At 32.5% G+C, this 20,094-nt stretch carries 16 protein-coding genes; all 16 read left to right on the forward strand.

What is annotated here, in order from left to right; translation table 11 throughout:
* The first annotated feature begins 1 nt into the window (after position 1).
* The 16 genes from VRU49_RS11210 (at position 2) to VRU49_RS11285 (ending at position 20,086) form a co-directional block, all read left to right on the forward strand.
* Positions 2 to 1,129, forward strand: a complete 1,128-nt coding sequence (locus VRU49_RS11210; protein ID WP_330146874.1) for a P1 family peptidase — start codon at positions 2 to 4, stop codon at positions 1,127 to 1,129.
* Positions 1,126 to 1,956, forward strand: a complete 831-nt coding sequence (locus VRU49_RS11215; protein ID WP_330146875.1) for an aminotransferase class IV — start codon at positions 1,126 to 1,128, stop codon at positions 1,954 to 1,956. Before VRU49_RS11210 ends, VRU49_RS11215 begins: the two co-directional genes overlap by 4 nt.
* An 87-nt stretch (positions 1,957 to 2,043) precedes the next feature.
* Complete coding sequence (gene pyrR, locus VRU49_RS11220) at positions 2,044 to 2,586, forward strand: bifunctional pyr operon transcriptional regulator/uracil phosphoribosyltransferase PyrR (RefSeq protein ID WP_330146876.1); 543 nt, start codon at positions 2,044 to 2,046, stop codon at positions 2,584 to 2,586.
* 4 nt (positions 2,587 to 2,590) lie between these two features.
* Positions 2,591 to 3,523 carry an aspartate carbamoyltransferase catalytic subunit gene (locus VRU49_RS11225; RefSeq protein WP_330146877.1) on the forward strand — a complete coding sequence of 311 codons (933 nt, stop codon included), beginning with the start codon at positions 2,591 to 2,593 and terminating at the stop codon, positions 3,521 to 3,523.
* A 504-nt stretch (positions 3,524 to 4,027) separates the two neighbouring features.
* On the forward strand, positions 4,028 to 4,615 hold the full coding sequence (locus VRU49_RS11230; protein ID WP_330146931.1) for a sensor histidine kinase: 588 nt from the start codon (positions 4,028 to 4,030) through the stop codon (positions 4,613 to 4,615).
* On the forward strand, positions 4,599 to 5,234 hold the full coding sequence (locus VRU49_RS11235; protein WP_330146878.1) for a response regulator transcription factor: 636 nt from the start codon (positions 4,599 to 4,601) through the stop codon (positions 5,232 to 5,234). Before VRU49_RS11230 ends, VRU49_RS11235 begins: the two co-directional genes overlap by 17 nt.
* 153 nt (positions 5,235 to 5,387) lie before the next feature.
* The gene (locus VRU49_RS11240; protein WP_330146879.1) at positions 5,388 to 8,411 is read left to right on the forward strand and encodes a tetratricopeptide repeat protein; all 3,024 of its coding nucleotides are present in this window, start codon (positions 5,388 to 5,390) and stop codon (positions 8,409 to 8,411) included.
* Between the two features lie 4 nt (positions 8,412 to 8,415).
* Positions 8,416 to 10,098, forward strand: a complete 1,683-nt coding sequence (locus tag VRU49_RS11245) for a TonB-dependent receptor (RefSeq protein ID WP_330146880.1) — start codon at positions 8,416 to 8,418, stop codon at positions 10,096 to 10,098.
* Positions 10,099 to 10,150: 52 nt separating this feature from the next.
* Entirely contained in the window at positions 10,151 to 11,194 is a 1,044-nt protein-coding gene (locus tag VRU49_RS11250; protein WP_330146881.1) for an SPOR domain-containing protein, read from the forward strand.
* Positions 11,195 to 11,199: 5 nt separating this feature from the next.
* The gene (locus VRU49_RS11255; RefSeq protein ID WP_330146882.1) at positions 11,200 to 11,913 is read left to right on the forward strand and encodes a MotA/TolQ/ExbB proton channel family protein; all 714 of its coding nucleotides are present in this window, start codon (positions 11,200 to 11,202) and stop codon (positions 11,911 to 11,913) included.
* Entirely contained in the window at positions 11,913 to 12,317 is a 405-nt protein-coding gene (locus VRU49_RS11260) for an ExbD/TolR family protein (protein WP_330146883.1), read from the forward strand. Before VRU49_RS11255 ends, VRU49_RS11260 begins: the two co-directional genes overlap by 1 nt.
* A gap of 1 nt (position 12,318) precedes the next feature.
* A complete protein-coding gene (locus VRU49_RS11265; RefSeq protein WP_330146884.1) occupies positions 12,319 to 13,125 on the forward strand; it encodes an energy transducer TonB in 807 nt (268 codons plus the stop codon).
* A gap of 11 nt (positions 13,126 to 13,136) precedes the next feature.
* Positions 13,137 to 14,423: a bifunctional folylpolyglutamate synthase/dihydrofolate synthase gene (locus VRU49_RS11270; RefSeq protein ID WP_330146885.1), complete on the forward strand. Its 1,287-nt coding sequence runs from the start codon at positions 13,137 to 13,139 to the stop codon at positions 14,421 to 14,423.
* Between the two features lie 65 nt (positions 14,424 to 14,488).
* On the forward strand, positions 14,489 to 16,162 hold the full coding sequence (pafA, locus tag VRU49_RS11275) for an alkaline phosphatase PafA (protein WP_330146886.1): 1,674 nt from the start codon (positions 14,489 to 14,491) through the stop codon (positions 16,160 to 16,162).
* On the forward strand, positions 16,162 to 16,587 hold the full coding sequence (locus VRU49_RS11280) for a hypothetical protein (RefSeq protein ID WP_330146887.1): 426 nt from the start codon (positions 16,162 to 16,164) through the stop codon (positions 16,585 to 16,587). The genes pafA and VRU49_RS11280 overlap by 1 nt, the downstream gene beginning before the upstream one ends.
* Before the next feature lie 118 nt (positions 16,588 to 16,705).
* Positions 16,706 to 20,086, forward strand: coding sequence for a methylmalonyl-CoA mutase family protein (locus VRU49_RS11285; protein WP_330146888.1), 3,381 nt, complete (start codon positions 16,706 to 16,708; stop codon positions 20,084 to 20,086).
* The last annotated feature ends 8 nt before the right edge of the window (positions 20,087 to 20,094 follow it).

Below are 20,094 nucleotides of genomic sequence, written 5' to 3' on the forward strand. Positions count from 1 at the left end.
AATGAGATTCCTAATACTCTTTCTGATTTTACTTCCCATTATATTAATGGCTCAAAATAATACCAGACCAAGAGCTTTGGGAATTGAAATAGGTGTAATTTCTCCAGGGAAATTAAATTCGATAACTGATGTAAGTGGTGTAAGCGTTGGCCATACTACGCTAAAAAAAGGTGATTCCATTTTAACAGGCATCACTGCTATTCTGCCTCATTCAGGAAATTTGTTTCAAAATAAAGTCCCTGCGGCAGTCTTTACTGGGAATGGCTTCGGTAAATTGGCTGGAACAACGCAAATTATGGAGTTAGGAAATTTAGAAACCCCTATTGTGTTAACCAATACATTAAGCGTACCTGCGGCCATGCAAGGATTAATTCAATATACCTTAAATGAGCCAGGAAACTCCAACGTAAGATCTGTAAATGCAGTAGTTGGAGAAACAAATGATGGTTATTTAAACGATATTAGAGGGATGCATATTTCTCCAAATGATGTTCTAACCGCCATAAAATCTGCAACCCACACAAATATTGAAGAAGGAAATGTTGGTGCGGGTACAGGAACAGTTGCATTTGGTTTTAAAGGTGGAATTGGTACCTCTTCGCGTAAACTACCAGAAAACTTAGGTGGATATACAGTTGGGGTAATTGTGCAAACCAATTTTGGAGGCGTATTACAAATAAACGGTGTTCCGGTTGGAAAAGAGTTAGGTAAATTTGACTTCAGTAATCAGTTAATCAACAAAGTTGATGGATCATGCATGATTATTGTTGCAACGGATGCACCTATGGACGCAAGAAACTTAGAAAGATTAGCAAAAAGAGCATTCCTAGGGTTAGGAAAAACTGGAGGTATTGCTTCCAATGGAAGTGGTGATTATGTAATTGCTTTCTCTACTAATGAAGCCTTACGCGTCCCAAATAACCCTAAAGAAAGAACATTAAAACAGGAAGTAATAATAAACGATGCCACATCTCCCCTTTTTATGGCAGCCATAGAAGCAACAGAAGAAGCCATTATTAATTCATTGTTCGCTGCAGAAACAGTTAAAGGGAAAAATGGAACCATTTCTAAAATTCCATTGGAAAAGGTAATCGAGATTCTAAAAAAATATAACGGAATAAAGAAATGAGTGAAATTTATGTATCAATAAATTCAGCATTAGTAAAATATGAAAACGCTTCACTACATATAAGTGATCTATCTATTCAACGTGGATTTGGAATTTTCGACTTCCTAAAAACCATAAATGGGGTACCTGTATTTATTGATGATTATTTAGATAGATTTTTTAATTCTATAAAAGAAATGTCGATGGACATAAATTTTAATAGAGAAACTCTTTTGAATAATATCAATAGCTTAATGGCAAAAAATCAGATTCCAGATTCTGGAATTAAAATTATACTTACTGGAGGTTATTCTGAAGATGGATATACTTCTACCCAACCCAACCTATTAATTATACAAACTCCTTTTAAATTAAATCCCGATAATTTTAATCATGGAATTAATTTAGTTTCCTATTCACATCAGCGACAATTACCAAGTGTTAAAACCATTGATTATTTACAAGCCATTCGGTTAAATAAATTTATAAAGGAAAATAATGCTCAAGATGTATTGTATCATAATAATGGACAAATTTGCGAATGTCCTAGAGCAAATATATTTGTAGTAATGGGCCGTAAAATAATAACACCAAAAACTAATATATTAAAGGGAATCACTAGAAAGAGAATTTTGGAAATGGAGATTGAGGGTTATGAAATTGTAGAAAGCGACATAAACATGAAAGATTTAAGCAGTTTTGATGAAGCTTTCATTTGTAGTTCAACCAAAAATATACTTCCAGTTTTTTCTATCGACAACCATTCCATAAATCAAGGAATAATTGGTCATCTTACTTTAAAACTGAATGAAAAATTAAATGCAATGATTTCAGAGTATGTAAATTAATTGCTAAAAAGGCTAAAAAAACCTATAAAATTCAAATTTTAACAATTCATTTTTAATTTTTTTATACATTTGTCTAATCCTATTTAAATGCAAAAGAGAACCCTTCTTAACGGTAAACAGTTCGACATAACCATTAAAAGGCTTTGCCATCAATTAATTGAAAACCATAATGATTTCTCAAATACCGCTTTAGTTGGTATTCAACCTAGAGGAAGTTATTTTGCTGATAGAGTTCATTCGGAATTATCTAAAATTTTAAAAATTAAATCAATTGAAAAAGGTCATTTAGATATTACTTTTTTCAGAGACGATTTTAGAAGAAAAGATGGATTAGTAACCGCTAATACCAACGATATAAAATTTATTCTAGAAGGCAAAAAGGTTGTATTATTTGATGATGTACTTTGGACTGGGCGAACCATTAGAGCTGCTTTAGACGCATTATTGGCTTATGGAAGACCAGAAAAAGTAGAATTAATGGTTTTAATAGATAGAAGATTCAGCAGACAATTACCTATTGAACCCAATTATATAGGACAACAAGTAGATAGTCTAAGCCACCAAAAAGTAAAAGTAAGTTGGTCGGAATTAGATGGAGAAGATAAAGTTATATTACTCTCAGAAAAATAAAAAAATGGCATCAGAAAAATTATCAACCAGGCATCTCTTAGGCATTAAAGACTTAAACCTGAATGATATTCAACTTATTTTTGAAACCGCACAAAATTTTAAAGACGTAATTAATAGACCTATTAAAAAGGTTCCTTCTTTAAGAGATATTACCATTGCTAATATTTTTTTCGAAAACTCTACTCGCACAAAACTATCATTTGAATTAGCCGAAAAGAGATTATCAGCGGACATCATAAATTTTGCCGCATCCTCTTCTTCAGTAAGTAAAGGCGAAACCTTAATAGATACCGTTAATAACATCCTAGCTATGAAAGTAGATATGGTAGTTATGCGCCATCCATATGCTGGAGCTGGAGTATTCTTAAGTAAACATATAAATGCACAAATAGTAAATGCCGGAGATGGTGCTCATGAACACCCTACACAAGCCTTATTAGATGCGTTTTCTATTAAACAAAAACTGGGAGACCTAGAAGGTAAAAAAGTAGTAATTGTGGGGGATATTTTACACTCAAGAGTTGCACTTTCAAACATTTTATGTCTCCAAAAATTGGGTGCAGAAGTTATGGTTTGTGGCCCTACTACTTTAATTCCAAAACACATTAATCAGTTAGGAGTAAAAGTTGAACACAATCTTAAAAAAGCTCTAAATTGGTGTGATGTGGCAAATATGCTTAGAATTCAATTAGAGCGTCAGGATATTAAATATTTCCCTTCTCAAAGAGAATATGCTTTGATGTATGGCTTAAATAAAGAAATTCTTGATAACCTTGATAAAGAAATCATTGTTATGCACCCTGGCCCAATTAATAGAGGAGTAGAGATTACCAGTGATGTGGCCGACTCTAAACAATCCATAATTTTAGAACAGGTTGAGAATGGAGTTGCGGTAAGAATGGCTGTTCTTTATTTATTAGCGGCTCAACAAGATTAGATTCATTTTCAGAAAATAGAACTTAGTTTAATTACCAATCTTTTTAGCTTCCCACTTTAGAAGGTAAGTATCGCTTGCTCCTCCAGAATAGGCCACCCGATAAGTACCTTGTGCAGAGGTAGAAGAGATAAACTTACCTGAAAATTCCCACCACATTCTAGCCTTTTCAACTTTTTTTATTTCTGAAAATTGTCCATTTGTAATATTAAAGGTTCCCGGTGGATCTTCATCAACTAATACCTCTGTCCTACCTGATGCCCGCCAAAATCCAATGAATTCTACATTTTCAATTCGTTTACTATCATTATTAACAGTAAATGTTAAAACACCTCCTTAACTCTAGCTATTTGCTTACTCATTGAAGTAATTGTATTAACTATCGGATTAACTATCAGGTATAATAATTATAAAAGCAACTATAAAAAACTAGAAATAAACCTTATAAATCAGAAAAACTTAACCTTAAACAAGGTCTTAATAGCGATTGAAGACGAAAAAAAACGAATCGCAGAAGATTTACATGATGAAATTGGAGGTACACTTTCGGTTGTAAAAGGAATAATTTCGAATATCGACAACAATAGTAATCTAGAAGTGAAAGAAAAACTTTTACATTCACAACAGCTACTTGATAATATTTGTACTGATTTAAGGTATATAACACACGATCTTATGCCTTCAAATTTTATTAATAATAGCCTTGAAAATACTTTAGAAGAAACTATAAAAAAAGTCAATTTAGCAACATCAAATTTACATTTCACTTTTATAAAAGAGGGGGATGTAATAGCGATGGATAAAAGAGTAGAATTAAATATATTCAGGATCGTTAACGAATTAATTCATAACATAAAAAAGCATGCCAATGCGACCCAGGCAATTATTCAACTAAATTACCATCAAAATTTCTTACAACTTATGGTGGAAGATAATGGAAAAGGAATATTATCTAAAAACTATTTAGACCAAGGCATCGGCTTTAAAAACTTAAAATCTAGGGCTGAATATATTAATGCCAAATCACATATAGATTCAGGACAAAATGGAACCACTATAATTTGCAACATTCCTTACCATGAAAAACTTGGATAATATTAAAATAATAATTGCTGATGACCATGCTTTAATTAACGATGGTATAAAAAGTATGTTATCAAATGAAAAAAATATTGAAGTAATAAAACAAGTATTTTCAGGAGATAAAGTATTAGAAAATTTACCTAAAAACATACCTATAATCCTTCTATTGGATATAAATATGCCTCAAATCAATAGCATTGAATTAGCAAAAATTATAACTGAAAATTATCCCTTAATCAACATAATAATATTATCAATGTACAGCGATAATAAATTTGTTCAAGAATGTATTAAATTAAAAATCAAAGGATATATTTTAAAAAATGCTTCAAAAGATAAACTTATAAAAGGTATAAATGCAGTATTTAACCAACAGCCTTTTTTCGATGAAGATTTAAAAAGCAAGCCAAATTCAATTCAAAATGATGAATTTTTGAAGAAATTCAAACTTACTAAACGAGAAATTGAAATAATAAGGCTAGTTAAAGAAAATTATACTTCTCAAGAAATAGCTGCTATGTTATTTTTAAGTGTATTTACCGTAGAAACCCACAGAAGGAATATCAATTTAAAATTAGGCATTAAAAATACCGTGAGTTTAATAAACTTCTCGACTGAACAGGGTATTTAAATGTTGAATTAATTATAAATCTTTCTTATTCAACTTATGGTTTTATAATTTTTAAACCATATTCCCGTTTTACCGTTATTAACACATGTTAGTTATTAATGTTGATAAACTAAAGCAATAATCCTAATTTAGTAAGCTACCCTAAATACACAAATGATGCAGAAAAAATACAGGCTAATATTACCGTTAATTTTTTGTTTATTAAGCAGTTACGCACAAGAGAGTGCATTAGTAAAAGAAAACAAATACTACAATTCTGGATTAGAACTTTTAAGGAATCAGAAATATGCTGCCGCCGCTCAGCAATTTAGGATGGTAGAACAGAGTAGATTTCAACCAGATAATCAAATTGAAAGCAATGCTTCCCTTTCTTTATTAAAAGAAAATTCGAAGTTTTATTTAGCACTTTGTGCTTTAGAATTAGGTAATTCTGATGCGGAAGATCTATTCCAAAAATTTATTCGCGAATATCCATTAAATCCAAATACCAAGCTGGCCTATTTTTTTGTAGGCGGTTCTTATTTTAATCAAAAAAACTATAATAAAGCCTTAGAATGGTATGAAAAAACAGACCCATCCATGTTGTCAAAAAAACAAGAGATGGAATATCTTTTCAAGCAGGCTTATGCCAATTTCGAACTAAACAAAATAGATAAAGCTGAAGAACTATTTGAAAAAGTAAAAAATAATGAGTCGGTTTATAAAGAAAGTGCAACTTATTATTTCGCTTACATTAATTATTTAAATAAAGAATATAAAACTGCTTTAAATAATTTCGAAAAATTAAAGGGATCCCCTACATACCAAAAAACATATCCTTACTACATCACTTCTATGTATTATTTAGACAATAGACATGAAGATGTAATTAAATATGCGGTTCCTATTTTACAAAGCACTAAACAACTTTACGAAGCAGAAATGTTAAGTTTAGTTGCAGCTTCGTATTTTGCTAATAATGATTATACCAATTCGGTTAAATATTTCGCTGAGCATTATTCTAAAAACACCAATACAAAGCCAAACAATTTATACATTTATCAGTATGGCTATGGCTTACATATGCTTAAAAACAACACAAAAGCTATAGAGGTACTAGAAAAACTTACTACAGACGATGTTTACCTTCAAAGTGGTATGTACACCTTAGGTAAGATTTTTGTTGAAGCAAAAAACAAAGACAAAGCAAGAAGTGCATTTTTTAGAGCAAGCAGATTAGAGTTTAATAAAGAAATTCAAGAAGAAGCGTGGTTTAATTATGCCAGATTGAGTTATGAATTAGAATTTAATCAGCAAGGTTTAGAATCTATTCAAGCATTTATTAAGCAATTCCCAAATTCACAAAAGCAAAATCAAGCGAAAACATTATTGGGTGAAATTTTACTAACCAGCAAGAACTACCAAGCTGCGATAGATATTCTAGAGCCTATGCAAAATAGAACTGCGGAAGCTAATGAAGCATACCAAAAAGCAACCTATTACAGAGGTTTAGAGTTTTACAATGAGCGTGCATTTCCAAATGCATTATCTATGTTTTTAAGATCTGCCAACTTCACTAATGATGCAGAAACTCATGCTTTAAGTACCTATTGGATGGCAGAAGCTATGTACGAATTAAGAAAATTCGGTGAATCTGTAAGTGCATTTGAAAAATTCTTATCCTTACCTGCTGCTCAAAAAACTGAGGTTTATACGTTTGCAAATTATGGATTAGGCTATGCTGCATTTGAAGACGAAAAATACAGTAAGGCAGTTACTTATTTCGAGAGATTTTTATTAAGTAACGACAAAGATCAAAAAACAATTAATGATGCCATATTAAGGCTTGCAGATGCCTATTTTGTGAATAAAAGCTATGCAAATGCACTGAAAAACTACAATAAAATTATTGCTAAAAAAGTTCCAGGTGAAGATTATGCATTATTCCAAAGAGGAATGATACAGGGATTAGAAGGTCAGGATGATGCGAAGATTCAAACCATGCAAAACCTATTAGTTCAATATCCAAATTCTAATTATGCCGATGATGCAGGTTTTGAAATGGCCTATACCTACTTTAGTAAAGGAGAATTAGAAAAATCTAAGTCAGATTTAATAAATCTGGTTGCAAAATATCCGCGTAGTAGTTATATACCAAGAGCTATGGTTACCATTGGTTTGGTTTACGCAAATGAAGATAAAGAGGATGAGGCATTAGCATCATTTAAAAGGGTAATTGCAGAATATCCAACTACAACCGAGGCTCAACAGGCTTTAGAATCGGTGAAAATTATTTACAAAGACAGAGGTGATGCTGAAGGATTTTTAAATTATGCGAACACCACTTCTATTGGAAATTTAACAACTGCTGAGCAAGATAATTTTACATTTCAAACTGCTAAATCAAGGTATTTAAAAGGAGATGCTAAAGGCGCTTTTGAAGCTATTAATGCCTATTATGATAAATTCCCTAAACCTATCCATGATAAAGAAGCTAGGTTTATTAGGGCAGAATCATTGGTTAAACTTAACCGTCCTTTAGAAGCTGTTCCTGATTATGATTATATTTTAAATGATTGGACCAGTGATTTCACAGAAAGATCACTTATTAGCATAAGCAGACTATTCTTAAATCAGAAAATGTATAATGAAGCTATAGTTTACTTAAAGCGACTAGAAACAACTTCTGATTATAAATCAAATTACTCGTTTGCAATAAACAATTTATTAAAAGCTTATAATGCATTGGGTGCAGCAGATGACATGTTGAAATATGCCGACTTAACTCAAGAGTCTGAAACCGCATCAGAAGAAGAGAAAAATATTGCCGATTTATATAGAGGAAATGCATATCTAGTTAAACTAGATACCGCACAAGCTATAAAAGCATTTACAAATGTTGTTGCTAAAACCAAAACAATTGCCGCAGCTGAAGCTAAATATAAATTAGGCCATATAGAGTATCTTAAAAAAGATTACAAAGGTTCACAAAAAACACTATTCGATTTAATAAATACCATGCCTTCTTATGATTATTGGGTAGCTAAATCGTTTATATTATTGGCTGATAATTATGTTGCCTTAAAAGATAATTTACAGGCTAGAAGTACCTTGTTGAGTATCATTGATAACTATGAGGGTGACGACGAAATTATTCAGGTAGCTAAAGAAAAGTTGGACAAAATAAATCAGAAGTAATTCCATGAAAATAAAATATTATATAATTCCATTAGCTTTTTTAAGTTTTAACGCTGTTGGTGCTTTGGCTCAAGATAAGAAGGTTGAAGAAAAAACTGTGGAAGAGATGATCGAAATTGTTAGACCTTATAAACCGGTTTTAGCAGATGCTTTTAAATTAAGAAGAAGCCCTGATTTAGAGAATATTCAAACTTATAAAGCAAAATTTAATTATACAATTACCGAAAGAAGATTGGAACTGAATAGTGATATTAATAAAGTTGAAGCAGAGAAATTAATTGATGAAAGACCAGAAGTTTTGGTTAATAATTATTTTAAACTTGGTGCTGGTTTATTAAATACATTTACAACTGAGGGCTATATTAATACCGGTAGCGATGAAGCACTGCAAGCAGGCCTTTTCTTTAGACACTTCGGGCAAAAAAGTGGTGATTTTGGTCAACTTTCTAACCACCAGCAAGTAACTGCATTTGGTAAAAGTATTTTAGATAAATTTTCATTACAGGGTAAATTAAATTACCAACGTCAAGGTTTATCTTTTTATGGCTTTGATCCCTTAGTTTCTACTGTTAATCCTAGCTATGCAAAACAAAGTTTTAACTTAATTGAAGGTGAAGGAGAAGTTTTTAGCAACTATTCTACAGACCAAAATGCATTAAGTTATGCTGCAAAAGCAAACCTTTATACTTTTAAAGATGCATTTTCTGCGAAAGAGAGTCTATTTACTTTAAGTGCTTCGTTAAACAAAAGAATATCTGATTTAAATTTAGGATTGAATTTTTCTACCGAATTGGGAAAAACTTCTGATGTTACCATATCAACTAACAACAATCTTTTAAGGTTAAATCCTTATATAAAATTCCAAACCAATGATATTAAATTAACAGCAGGTGTAAATTTTGTTCAAGAATTTGGAAGTACATCCGACACTAAAATATTTCCTACTGCAACGGCCGATTTAACCGTAGTTCCAGATTATTTACAACTATTTGCAGAAGTAAAGGGTGATGTAAACAGAAATACTTTAAGAGATTTAACTAAAATAAATCCTTATTTAGGTCAAAATCAAATCTTAGAGAATAGTATAGAAAAATTAAGCATCCAAGCTGGAATTAAGGGAACGGCAGGGCCAGGTTTCGGATATAAAGTAAAAATATACAGTCAGAAAGTTAATAATCTACCATTATTTGCAAATAGATATGGTGATATAGCGAAATTTGACATTATTTACGACAGAGGAAATACCACCATTACTGGAATTGAAGGCTCTATGTCTGTGCAAGTAAGTAACGACTTAACGTGGACTGGAAAAATTAATTTTGAACAATTTAGTCCAGCAACAGAACTTCATGTTTGGATGCGTCCTGGAGCAAGAATCAATTCTGATTTAGCGTATAATATCAATAAAAAATTAACCTTAAATGGTGCTGTTTATATTCAAAGTGATACTAAAGCTAAAATTTATAATGGTCCCGTAGCACAACCTTATGTTGTAAACCATTCTAATGAAACCACTAAAAAAATTAAAGGTTTTGTAGATTTAGGAGCAGGAATAGACTATAAAATAAACAATCAGTTTGGAGTCTTTGTTAAGGCTAACAATTTATTGAACCAAAATAACTTCCGTTATTTATACTATCCTTCTTTTGGAATTAATATCTTCGGAGGAATTTCTTATTCTTTTTAGGATTTTGAACGTTTTAAGTTAGGGAAGAAATTAAATTTTTATTTTTACAGGAATGAATGTCTTAAATTATATAGTAGAACGCTTAAAATCGGAAACAGAAGTATCCGTATTAGGATTAGGTACATTTAGTAAAAATAAAGTTGCCGGAAGATATGATCATGTATTAGAAAGTTTTCTTCCCCCTAGTATAACCTTAAGTTTTTCAGAAGCATTAACTGATGTAGATGCTTTTTCAAAATTCATTTCTATCCATGAAAATATTGAGTTAGAAGAAGCAAAAAATGAAATCCAAATTTTTTCAAATTCAGTTTTAAGTCAACTCAGCGAAAATAAAAAAGTATCACTTGAAGGACTAGGTACGTTTGAGCAAATTGATCATCAAATAGTATTTACGCCTACAGCACATACAGATTTAGACGATGATTTTTTCGGATTCCCTTTCTATAGTGAAGAAACTTCCGACATAGAAACTCATATTGAGCCAATTGTTGAAGAGGAAATTGCTAATCATAATTTAGAAGAAGAAACTGAAATTCAAGAAGCTCCTTCTGTGGCACCTGAAATTGAAACACCTGAATCAAATTATACAACTGATCAAGAAACCTTAGTTGAAGAAGAAATTGAAGATGCTGATTCATCTAATAATTCATGGGTAAAATGGATCTTGGTTATCGTAATTCTTGGCATTGCTGCTACATTGTTCTTTATGGCAAAACCAGAAATTTGGAATCAACTCATTCAGAAAAATCAAGAAACAGAGCAACCAACAGTTGAATATACAACTCAGCCAGACACATTAGCAACAACTATAGACTCCAACACCTTAAAAATAGACACACCAATAGCTCCTCCAGTAGTAGAAAAAACTACCACTTATGAAGTTGTTGTATCTGCAGAAAGAAGACAGGACAGGATCGATAAACTAGTCGCTAATTATGAAAAATTAGGTTATAAAGTAAAAGTATTACCTGGCAAAACATTAAAGAAAATAAGTGTAGGTTCTTATTCTACTAGCAAGGAAGCTTTAGATAGCTTAGAAATCGTCCGCATAAAATTAAAAAATCCAGAGGCGTATGTTTACCCTCTAAACAACTAACACATATGACCAATTTACTACTTTTTATTCAAGACTCTGCTGCGAATCTTGTTGATACAAACGCAGTTACAAATAACAGAATCGTAACCCCTCAGGGCGAAGATTTACATTTTATAGATTTATTATTTAAAGGTGGATGGGTAATGATTCCACTTGGAATATTGGCCTTTTTAGCTTTAGTAATTTTTATTGAACGTTACATCACCATTCGTAAAGCAAGTAAAGATGAATCTAATTTAATGCTTCAAATAAAACAATATATTAAAGAAGGAAGATTAGAAAATGCAATTGCACTTTGCAGAAATAACAATTCTCCTTTAAGCAGAATGTTAGAAAAAGGTTTGAAAAGAATTGGCAGACCGATTAAAGATATTGAAGGAGCAATTGAGAACGTTGGAAAATTAGAAGTTTCCCGACTAGAAAAAAACACAGGAATTTTAGGAATTATTGCTGGTATTGCTCCTATGCTAGGTTTCGTAGGTACAATTATTGGGGTAATTACAATTTTCCATGAAGTATCTATAAAGGGAGCTATTGAAATTGGAACAATTTCTGGCGGACTTTACACGAAAATGATTACTTCGGCTACAGGATTAATCATAGGTATTATTGCATACGTATTATATCATGTTTTAAATCAAATGGTAGAAAAAATTGTTCTACGTATGGAAACAGATGCTTTAGATTTTATTGACCTATTAGAAGAACCAGGTAAATAATGAACTTTAGAAACAGAAAAAAAGGAAATGTAGAAGTTCATACTTCTGCCTTAAACGACATCATGTTCTTCCTGATGTTGTTTTTCCTACTGGCTTCTGCAGTAGCGAATCCGCAGGTTGTGAAATTATTGCTTCCAGAATCATCATCAGGTCAACAATCTAATGCTCAAAAAACTGTTACCGTTTCTATAGACGATAAATTAAATTATTACGTTGAAGATAAAATAGTTCCCAAAGAAGGATTAAAAACTGCATTGGAATCCTATCAACGAAATGCACCAGATTTAACAATTATATTGTATGTAGCTAATAAAGGGGTAACATTTCAAGACGGTTTGGAAGTTTTTGATATTGCTAATCAACTGAAATTAAAAGTTGTTGTTGCTGTTGAACCAAAAAAATAATATGTACGTTAAAGAAGAAAATAACTATCCAAAAGCCCTCCTAATTTCTACCGGAATTATGGCAGGCCTTATTGCATTAAGTTTTCTTATTGTTATAAATTCTTTTGAGCCTGAAGAAGAATTTGGGATGGGGGGAATTCAAGTAAATTACGGAACTGTTAAAATTGGTATGGGCGACGATTATACCAGCATAGATGAACCATCTGTTGCTCCAAATGCCAATGGCGAATTACCTGATAAAGTTACTTTAGAGGAATTAACTTCAAATGCTCAAAACGCTACACCAGATGCAAAAAATGTGGCTACCCAAAGTGTAGAAAGTTCTGTTGCACTTAATTCTAAAAATACCACTAATAATTCTAGCTCCAATAACGCAAATAAGTCAAACACGCCGCAAATTAACCAGCAGGCCTTATACCAAGGAAAGAAAAATAATGGTACAGGTCGTGGAGATGGTACAGGAAACGTACCTGGAAATCAAGGCGATATTGATGGCGATCCATTAACTCCAACTTATGGAGAGGGAGGTTCTGGATTTGGCGATACGCCGATAGAACTAGGGAAATTTAGCAATTTGGTTAAACCAATTGATAACACCCAGGAAAAAGGTAGAGTTGCAATTAGAATTACCATGAATAAACAAGGTATTATTACCAATGCTGAAGTTTATCCTAAACTATCAACCACCTTAAACAAAGAATTGGTCGACAAATCTATAAAAGCCATGTTAGGTGCCAGGTATAAAGAAAATGAAAAAGCACCTGACTTAAGAAGAGGAATCGTTGTTTTTAACTATGGCCTAAACTAGGTTATACTAATATGACTTATAAAGATACTATTGAATATTTATATTCAACCCTTCCCATGTTTACCAAAGTGGGTAGTTCTGCTATTAAACCTGGCTTAAAAAACATTGAGCATTTTTGTGAAACATTAGGTCATCCTGAAAATAAATTTAAAACCATACATGTTGGTGGAACCAATGGCAAAGGTTCTTCTTCTCACATGCTGGCTTCCATATTTCAATCAGCGGGTTATAAAACAGGGTTATACACTTCTCCCCATTTATTAGATTTTAGAGAACGAATTAGGGTGAATGGGGAAATGATACCTGAAACTGAAGTAATAAATTTTGTAGAAAAACATAAAACCTATATCGATACATTACAACCATCGTTTTTCGAAACTACGGTTGCTATGGCTTTCAATTATTTTGCTGATGAAAAAGTTGATATAGCCATTATAGAAGTAGGATTAGGTGGGCGATTAGATTCTACCAATATAATTACCCCTGAAATTTCCTTGATCACAAATATCAGCTTTGATCATACAGCAATTTTAGGCAATTCAATTGCAGCAATAGCATCAGAAAAAGCGGGCATCATTAAGCCGAACCAACCTGTTATTATTGGTGAATTTAATCCAGAGTCTGCACCTATTTTTATTAAAAAAGCAGCAGAAAATAATAGCAACATACTATTTGCTGATCAAACATTAACCGCTGAAGTATCGTCCATTGAAGAAAATCACCTTTTTTTAAATATCTATTCAAACCAAGAATTGATGTTTGAGAACTTGAAACTAGATTTAAAAGGTAGCTATCAACAAAAAAACATAAAAGGTGTACTCACAACCATTATTGAATTAAATAAACAAGGTTGGAAAATTAGCGAAGCAGCCATAAAAAACGGATTGGCAAACGTTAAAAAACTAACAGGATTAGCAGGAAGATGGCATCAATTAAAACATCAACCTTTAGTGTTTTGTGATACCGGACATAATGAAGCGGGAATAGAAGAAGTCTTAAAGAACATACAAAACACCTCACATAAGCAACTGCATATGGTTTTTGGTATGGTAAAAGATAAAGACATCAGTAAAGTTTTATCAATGCTTCCTACAAATGCTACTTATTATTTTTGCACGCCTTCTTTCGAAAGAGGCTTGCCTCCTACCGAATTAAAATCTCAAGCTCAAAATTTTGGCTTAAATGGAACAACTTACACAAGCGTTAAAAATGCTTATGAAGCAGCACTAAAAGTAGCCGAAAATGATGATTTAATCTTTATTGGAGGCAGCACCTTTGTTGTAGCAGAAATTTTATAAACTCTTAATCTTTATTGACGGATTGATAATTTGATAATGTGTAACTTCACATCAAATATTTTATTATGTTTAAGAAAAATTTTCTAACTGTATTATTAATTGTACTTCTTGCTAATCAAGCATTTAGTCAAGCTAAAACTCAAAAAACCAGCACCTCTCCTGCTACCAAATATCCTGCTAAAATAGATCGTCCTAAATTAGTTGTTGGATTAGTAGTAGATCAGATGAGATGGGATTATTTATATAAATATTATAAAAGATATGGTGATGGAGGCTTTAAAAGAATAATAAACGAAGGTTTTTCTGCCGAAAACACATACATTCCATATACGCCTACTTATACTGCTTGTGGACATGCTTCAATTTATACAGGTTCAGTACCATCTATCAATGGAATTATTGGAAACAATTGGTATGATACAGAACTAGGAAAAAACATGTATTGTACAGAAGATTCATCTGTAAAAACAGTTGGCAGTACAAGTAAAGCTGGAGAAATGTCGCCGAAAAATTTATTAACCAGCACCATTACAGATGAGTTAAGAATTGCAACCAACTACAGAGGTAAAACAATTGCTTTATCTATGAAGGATAGAGGATCAATACTTCCAGGCGGACATACCGCAAATGGTAGTTATTGGTATGATGGTGAAACTGGGAATTTTATTACTTCAACATTTTACATGGAGAAATTACCTAATTGGGTTGAAGATTATAACCGTATAAAATTGGCGAATAAATTCTATGAAAAAAACTGGACGCCTCTTTATGCGTTAAGTACTTATGTAGAGAGCACGAGCGACAACAAAGCCTATGAAGGAAAATTTAAAGGCAATGATAAAACCACCTTCCCTTATACACTTTCAAGTTTTATAGATAAGGATTTTGACATCATCAGAACTACGCCACATGGCAACACCTTTACATTAGACTTCGCTAAAACGGCAATAGTTGCTGAAAATTTAGGTAAGGATGACGACACTGATTTTCTTGCAGTGAGCTTATCATCAACCGATTATATCGGTCACCAATTTGGACCAAATTCAGTTGAAGTAGAAGACACTTACTTAAGATTAGATAAAGACCTTGAAGAATTTTTCAATTATTTAGACAAGCAAGTAGGAAAAGGAAATTATTTGTTTTTTATATCTGCAGATCATGGTGCAGCGTATGTACCTGGCTATATGAAAGAAAACAAACTGCCAGCTGGCACAATAAGCAATAGAACATTAAAAAACGGACTTAATGAATTAATTGAACGTAAATTTAAAGTTCAAAATGCAGTAACTACCGTTATAAATAATCAAGTAATTTACGATCAAAAAGTACTAGAAAACGTAGACTTTAAAGCTGTAAAAGCTGCATCAACTGCATGGCTTAAACTTCAAGAAGGAATTAATGACGCTGTAGATTTAAGTGCTGTTGCTTCTTATCCAATGCCTGAACTTATAAAAAATAGAATTCAAAATGGTTATAACGCCAGAAGAAGTGGAGATGTATATTTTATTCTAAAACCAAATTGGTTTGATGGTGGATTAACTGGAACTACGCATGGCGCTTGGAACCCATACGATTCGCATATCCCATTGGTATTTATGGGCTGGAATGTAAAACCAGGAAAAACCAATAAAGTATATCACATGACAGACATTGCTCCTACCATTGCTGCCATGTTGAGAATACCATTACCTAATGGAAATATAGGTGTTCCAATTACCGAAATAACCAACCAAAAATAATGAGCTATAGTTTGGGTAAAAAAATATTATGGTATGCAAGCATAATAATATTATTAGCAGGCATTATACATTTATGGCTACCCGGCACTAGTAAAGAATTCTTTTTGACTTATAAAAATTCATATTATATAGTCAACAACTTACATTTAACCATCTTCCTAAGCGGACTAAATCTGGCCTTAGGAAGTGGTTATTTCTTACTTCAAGATCAAAAAATAAAAAATGCACCACTTATTTCTTCAGTGCATATTATTATCACCATACTCACTTCTTTAGGAAGTTGGATAATGGGTTTTTTATTAAACAAATCTTCTTTAGAATATCTTTCTCTCTACTCCAATATATTCTTGTTGTTTATTACAACATTACTTATTGCCCAATTACTTTACTTCTTTTCGCTCATTAAAATATTAGCTGGTAAATAAACTTATAGACTTTTTAATAAGGCTAATTTTCAGCAAATAATTTACAAAGAAAAACCGCTTATAAGGCTTAAAAGTAGACTAATCCATTGCTTAATTTTATTAACTTTGTTTACAAATTATGGATTTAATACAACCTTACCAGCCAAAAAACAAAATTCGTTTTGTTACTGCCGCAGCCTTATTTGATGGTCACGATGCGACCATAAATATTATGCGTAGAATTTTACAATCTACAGGAGCCGAAGTAATTCATTTGGGCCACAATAGATCTGTAGATGAAGTAGTTAATTGTGCCATTCAGGAAGATGTACAAGGTATTGCTATGACCTCTTATCAAGGTGGTCACGTGGAATACTTTAAATATATGCGCGATTTATTAAATGAGCGTGGAGCTAGCCACATCAAAATATTTGGTGGTGGAGGCGGTGTAATTCTACCTTCAGAAATTAAAGAATTAGAAGCTTACGGTATCTCTAAAATTTTCTCTCCAGATGATGGTAGAAAAATGGGCTTACAAGGCATGATAAATTTTATGTTAGAGCAAACAGATTATATTACTGTCTCTGAATTGGGAGATGAATTAAAAAACATCCCTTCTAAAAACATAAAAAGTATTGCATCTGCTATTACTGTAGCAGAAAATGATCCTGAAAAAGCTATTCCATTTGTACACGAACTTTTAGAAAATACGAATCAAAATAAAGTGCCCGTTTTGGGAATTACCGGAACTGGTGGATCAGGGAAATCTTCATTGGTTGATGAATTAGTAAGAAGATTTTTATCAGATATTTCTGATAAAACATTAGCTATTATTTCTGTTGATCCTTCGAAAAGAAAAACTGGTGGTGCATTATTAGGTGATAGAATTCGGATGAACGCAATAAATCACCCTCGTATTTATATGCGCTCTTTAGCAACTCGTCAGGCTAACCTAGCCCTATCAAAGAATGTTAAAGAAAGTATTGATATCTGTAAAGCGGCAGGGTTCGATTTAATTATTGTGGAAACTTCAGGAATTGGGCAATCTGATACAGAAATCACAGAGCATTGCGATGTTTCTTTGTATGTTATGACACCTGAATTTGGTGCTGCAACTCAACTTGAAAAAATTGACATGCTAGATTTCGCAGATTTAGTGGCCATTAACAAGTTTGATAAAAGAGGAGCTCTAGATGCATTAAGAGACGTAAAAAAACAATACAAGAGAAATCATAACCTTTGGGATGCAGACGATGAAACCCTTCCTGTGTTCGGAACTATGGCATCGCAATTTAACGACCCAGGTATGAATCAATTATTTGTTGCTTTAATGCAAAAAATAAGAGAAAAAACTGGAGCTGATTTAAATCCAATTTCCATAGTTAAAAACACAAGAACCGAGAAAACGTTTATAATTCCGCCTGATAGAATTAGATATCTTGCAGAAATCGCAGAATCTAGTCAGACTTACAATGAATGGGTAGAAAAACAATGTGGAATTGCTCGTAAACTATACCAACTAAAAGGTGTTTTAGAAATGGAAACATTAACTAAAACTGAAGGTTGGGATGGACTAAAATTAAATTTAGAAGCACAATATAAAGATTTAGAAGAGGCTTTAGATGGAGAATGTAAAAAGCTATTAAGACAATGGCCAGAAACTAAAGAGAAGTATAAAGCCGAGAATTTCATCTATAAAGTTAGAGATAAAGAAATTAAACAACCTTTATATTATAAATCACTTTCAAAATTAAATATCCCTAAAGTCTCTGTTCCTAGATATGAAGATTGGGGAGATATTTTACGTTGGTTGTTAACAGAAAATGTACCAGGAGAATTTCCTTATGCAGCTGGAGTATTCCCATTAAAAAGAGATGGCGAAGACCCTACTCGTATGTTTGCAGGCGAAGGTGGACCAGAAAGAACCAATAAAAGATTCCATTATGTTTCATTAGGGCAACCTGCACATCGATTATCAACTGCATTTGATTCTGTTACTTTATATGGCGAAGATCCTCATCATCGTCCAGATATTTACGGAAAAATTGGTAACTCTGGGGTTAGTATTGCAACCCTAGATGATGCAAAAAAACTGTATTCTGGCTTTGATTTATGTGCTCCATCTACGTCAGTTTCTATGACGATCAATGGTCCGGCACCTATGTTGTTGGGATTCTTTATGAATGCGGCCATCGACCAACAATGCGAAAAATACATCATTGAGAATGGTCTGGAGAAAGAAATTGAAGATAAAATCAATAAAATTTACCAAGAAAAAGGACTAGAACGCCCAGTTTACAATGGTACTTTACCAGAAGGCAACAATGGTTTAGGATTAATGCTTTTAGGTGTTACTGGAGATCAGGTACTTCCAGTAGACATTTATGAAAACATAAAAGCTAAAGCGATGAGTGCCGTTAGAGGTACCGTACAGGCAGATATTTTAAAAGAAGATCAAGCTCAAAATACTTGTATTTTCTCAACTGAATTTGCCTTGAGGATGATGGGTGATATTCAAAAATATTTCATCGATAAGTCTATTAGAAATTTTTATTCAGTTTCTATTTCTGGCTACCACATTGCTGAAGCAGGTGCTAACCCAATTTCTCAATTAGCCTTTACTCTAAGTAATGGATTCACTTTTGTAGAATACTACTTAAGTAGAGGAATGAAAATTGATGATTTTGCGCCAAATCTTAGTTTCTTCTTTTCAAATGGACTAGATCCAGAATATTCTGTAATTGGACGTGTGGCTAGAAGAATTTGGGCAAAAGCCATTAAAAACAAATACAAAGGAAATGATAGGTCTCAAAAATTAAAATACCATATCCAAACATCAGGGCGATCATTGCATGCTCAGGAAGTTGATTTTAATGACATCAGAACTACTTTGCAAGCCTTATATGCCATTTACGACAATTGTAATTCATTACATACCAATGCTTACGACGAAGCCATTACCACGCCTACAGAAGAATCAGTACGCAGAGCGATGGCAATTCAGTTGATCATAAACCGTGAGTTAGGATTGGCAAAAAATGAAAATCCATTACAAGGTTCATTTATTATTGAAGATTTAACCGATTTAGTTGAAGAAGCAGTACTGGCAGAATTTAAAAGAATAAATGATAGAGGTGGTGTTTTAGGTGCAATGGAAACCATGTACCAACGTGGAATGATTCAAGAAGAAAGTTTGTATTATGAAACCTTAAAACATAATGGCGAGTTTCCTATTGTCGGCGTAAATACTTTCTTAAACAAAAATGGATCACCAACTATAGTTCCTGCAGAAGTAATTAGAGCTACGGAAGAAGAAAAACAATTCCAAATAAAAGCTTTAGAAGCATTCCAAAAAAGAAATGAATCTCATTCTGCAGAAGCCTTAATAAAATTACAACAAGCAGCTATTCAAGAGAAAAATATTTTCGAAGAGTTAATGCATGCTTGTAAAGTTTGTTCAATTGGACAAATTAGCAAGGCTTTATATGAAGTAGGTGGACAATACAGAAGAAATATGTAATCTGGTAT

This window comes from Pedobacter flavus (assembly GCF_036324285.1).
Classification (GTDB): domain Bacteria; phylum Bacteroidota; class Bacteroidia; order Sphingobacteriales; family Sphingobacteriaceae; genus Pedobacter; species Pedobacter flavus.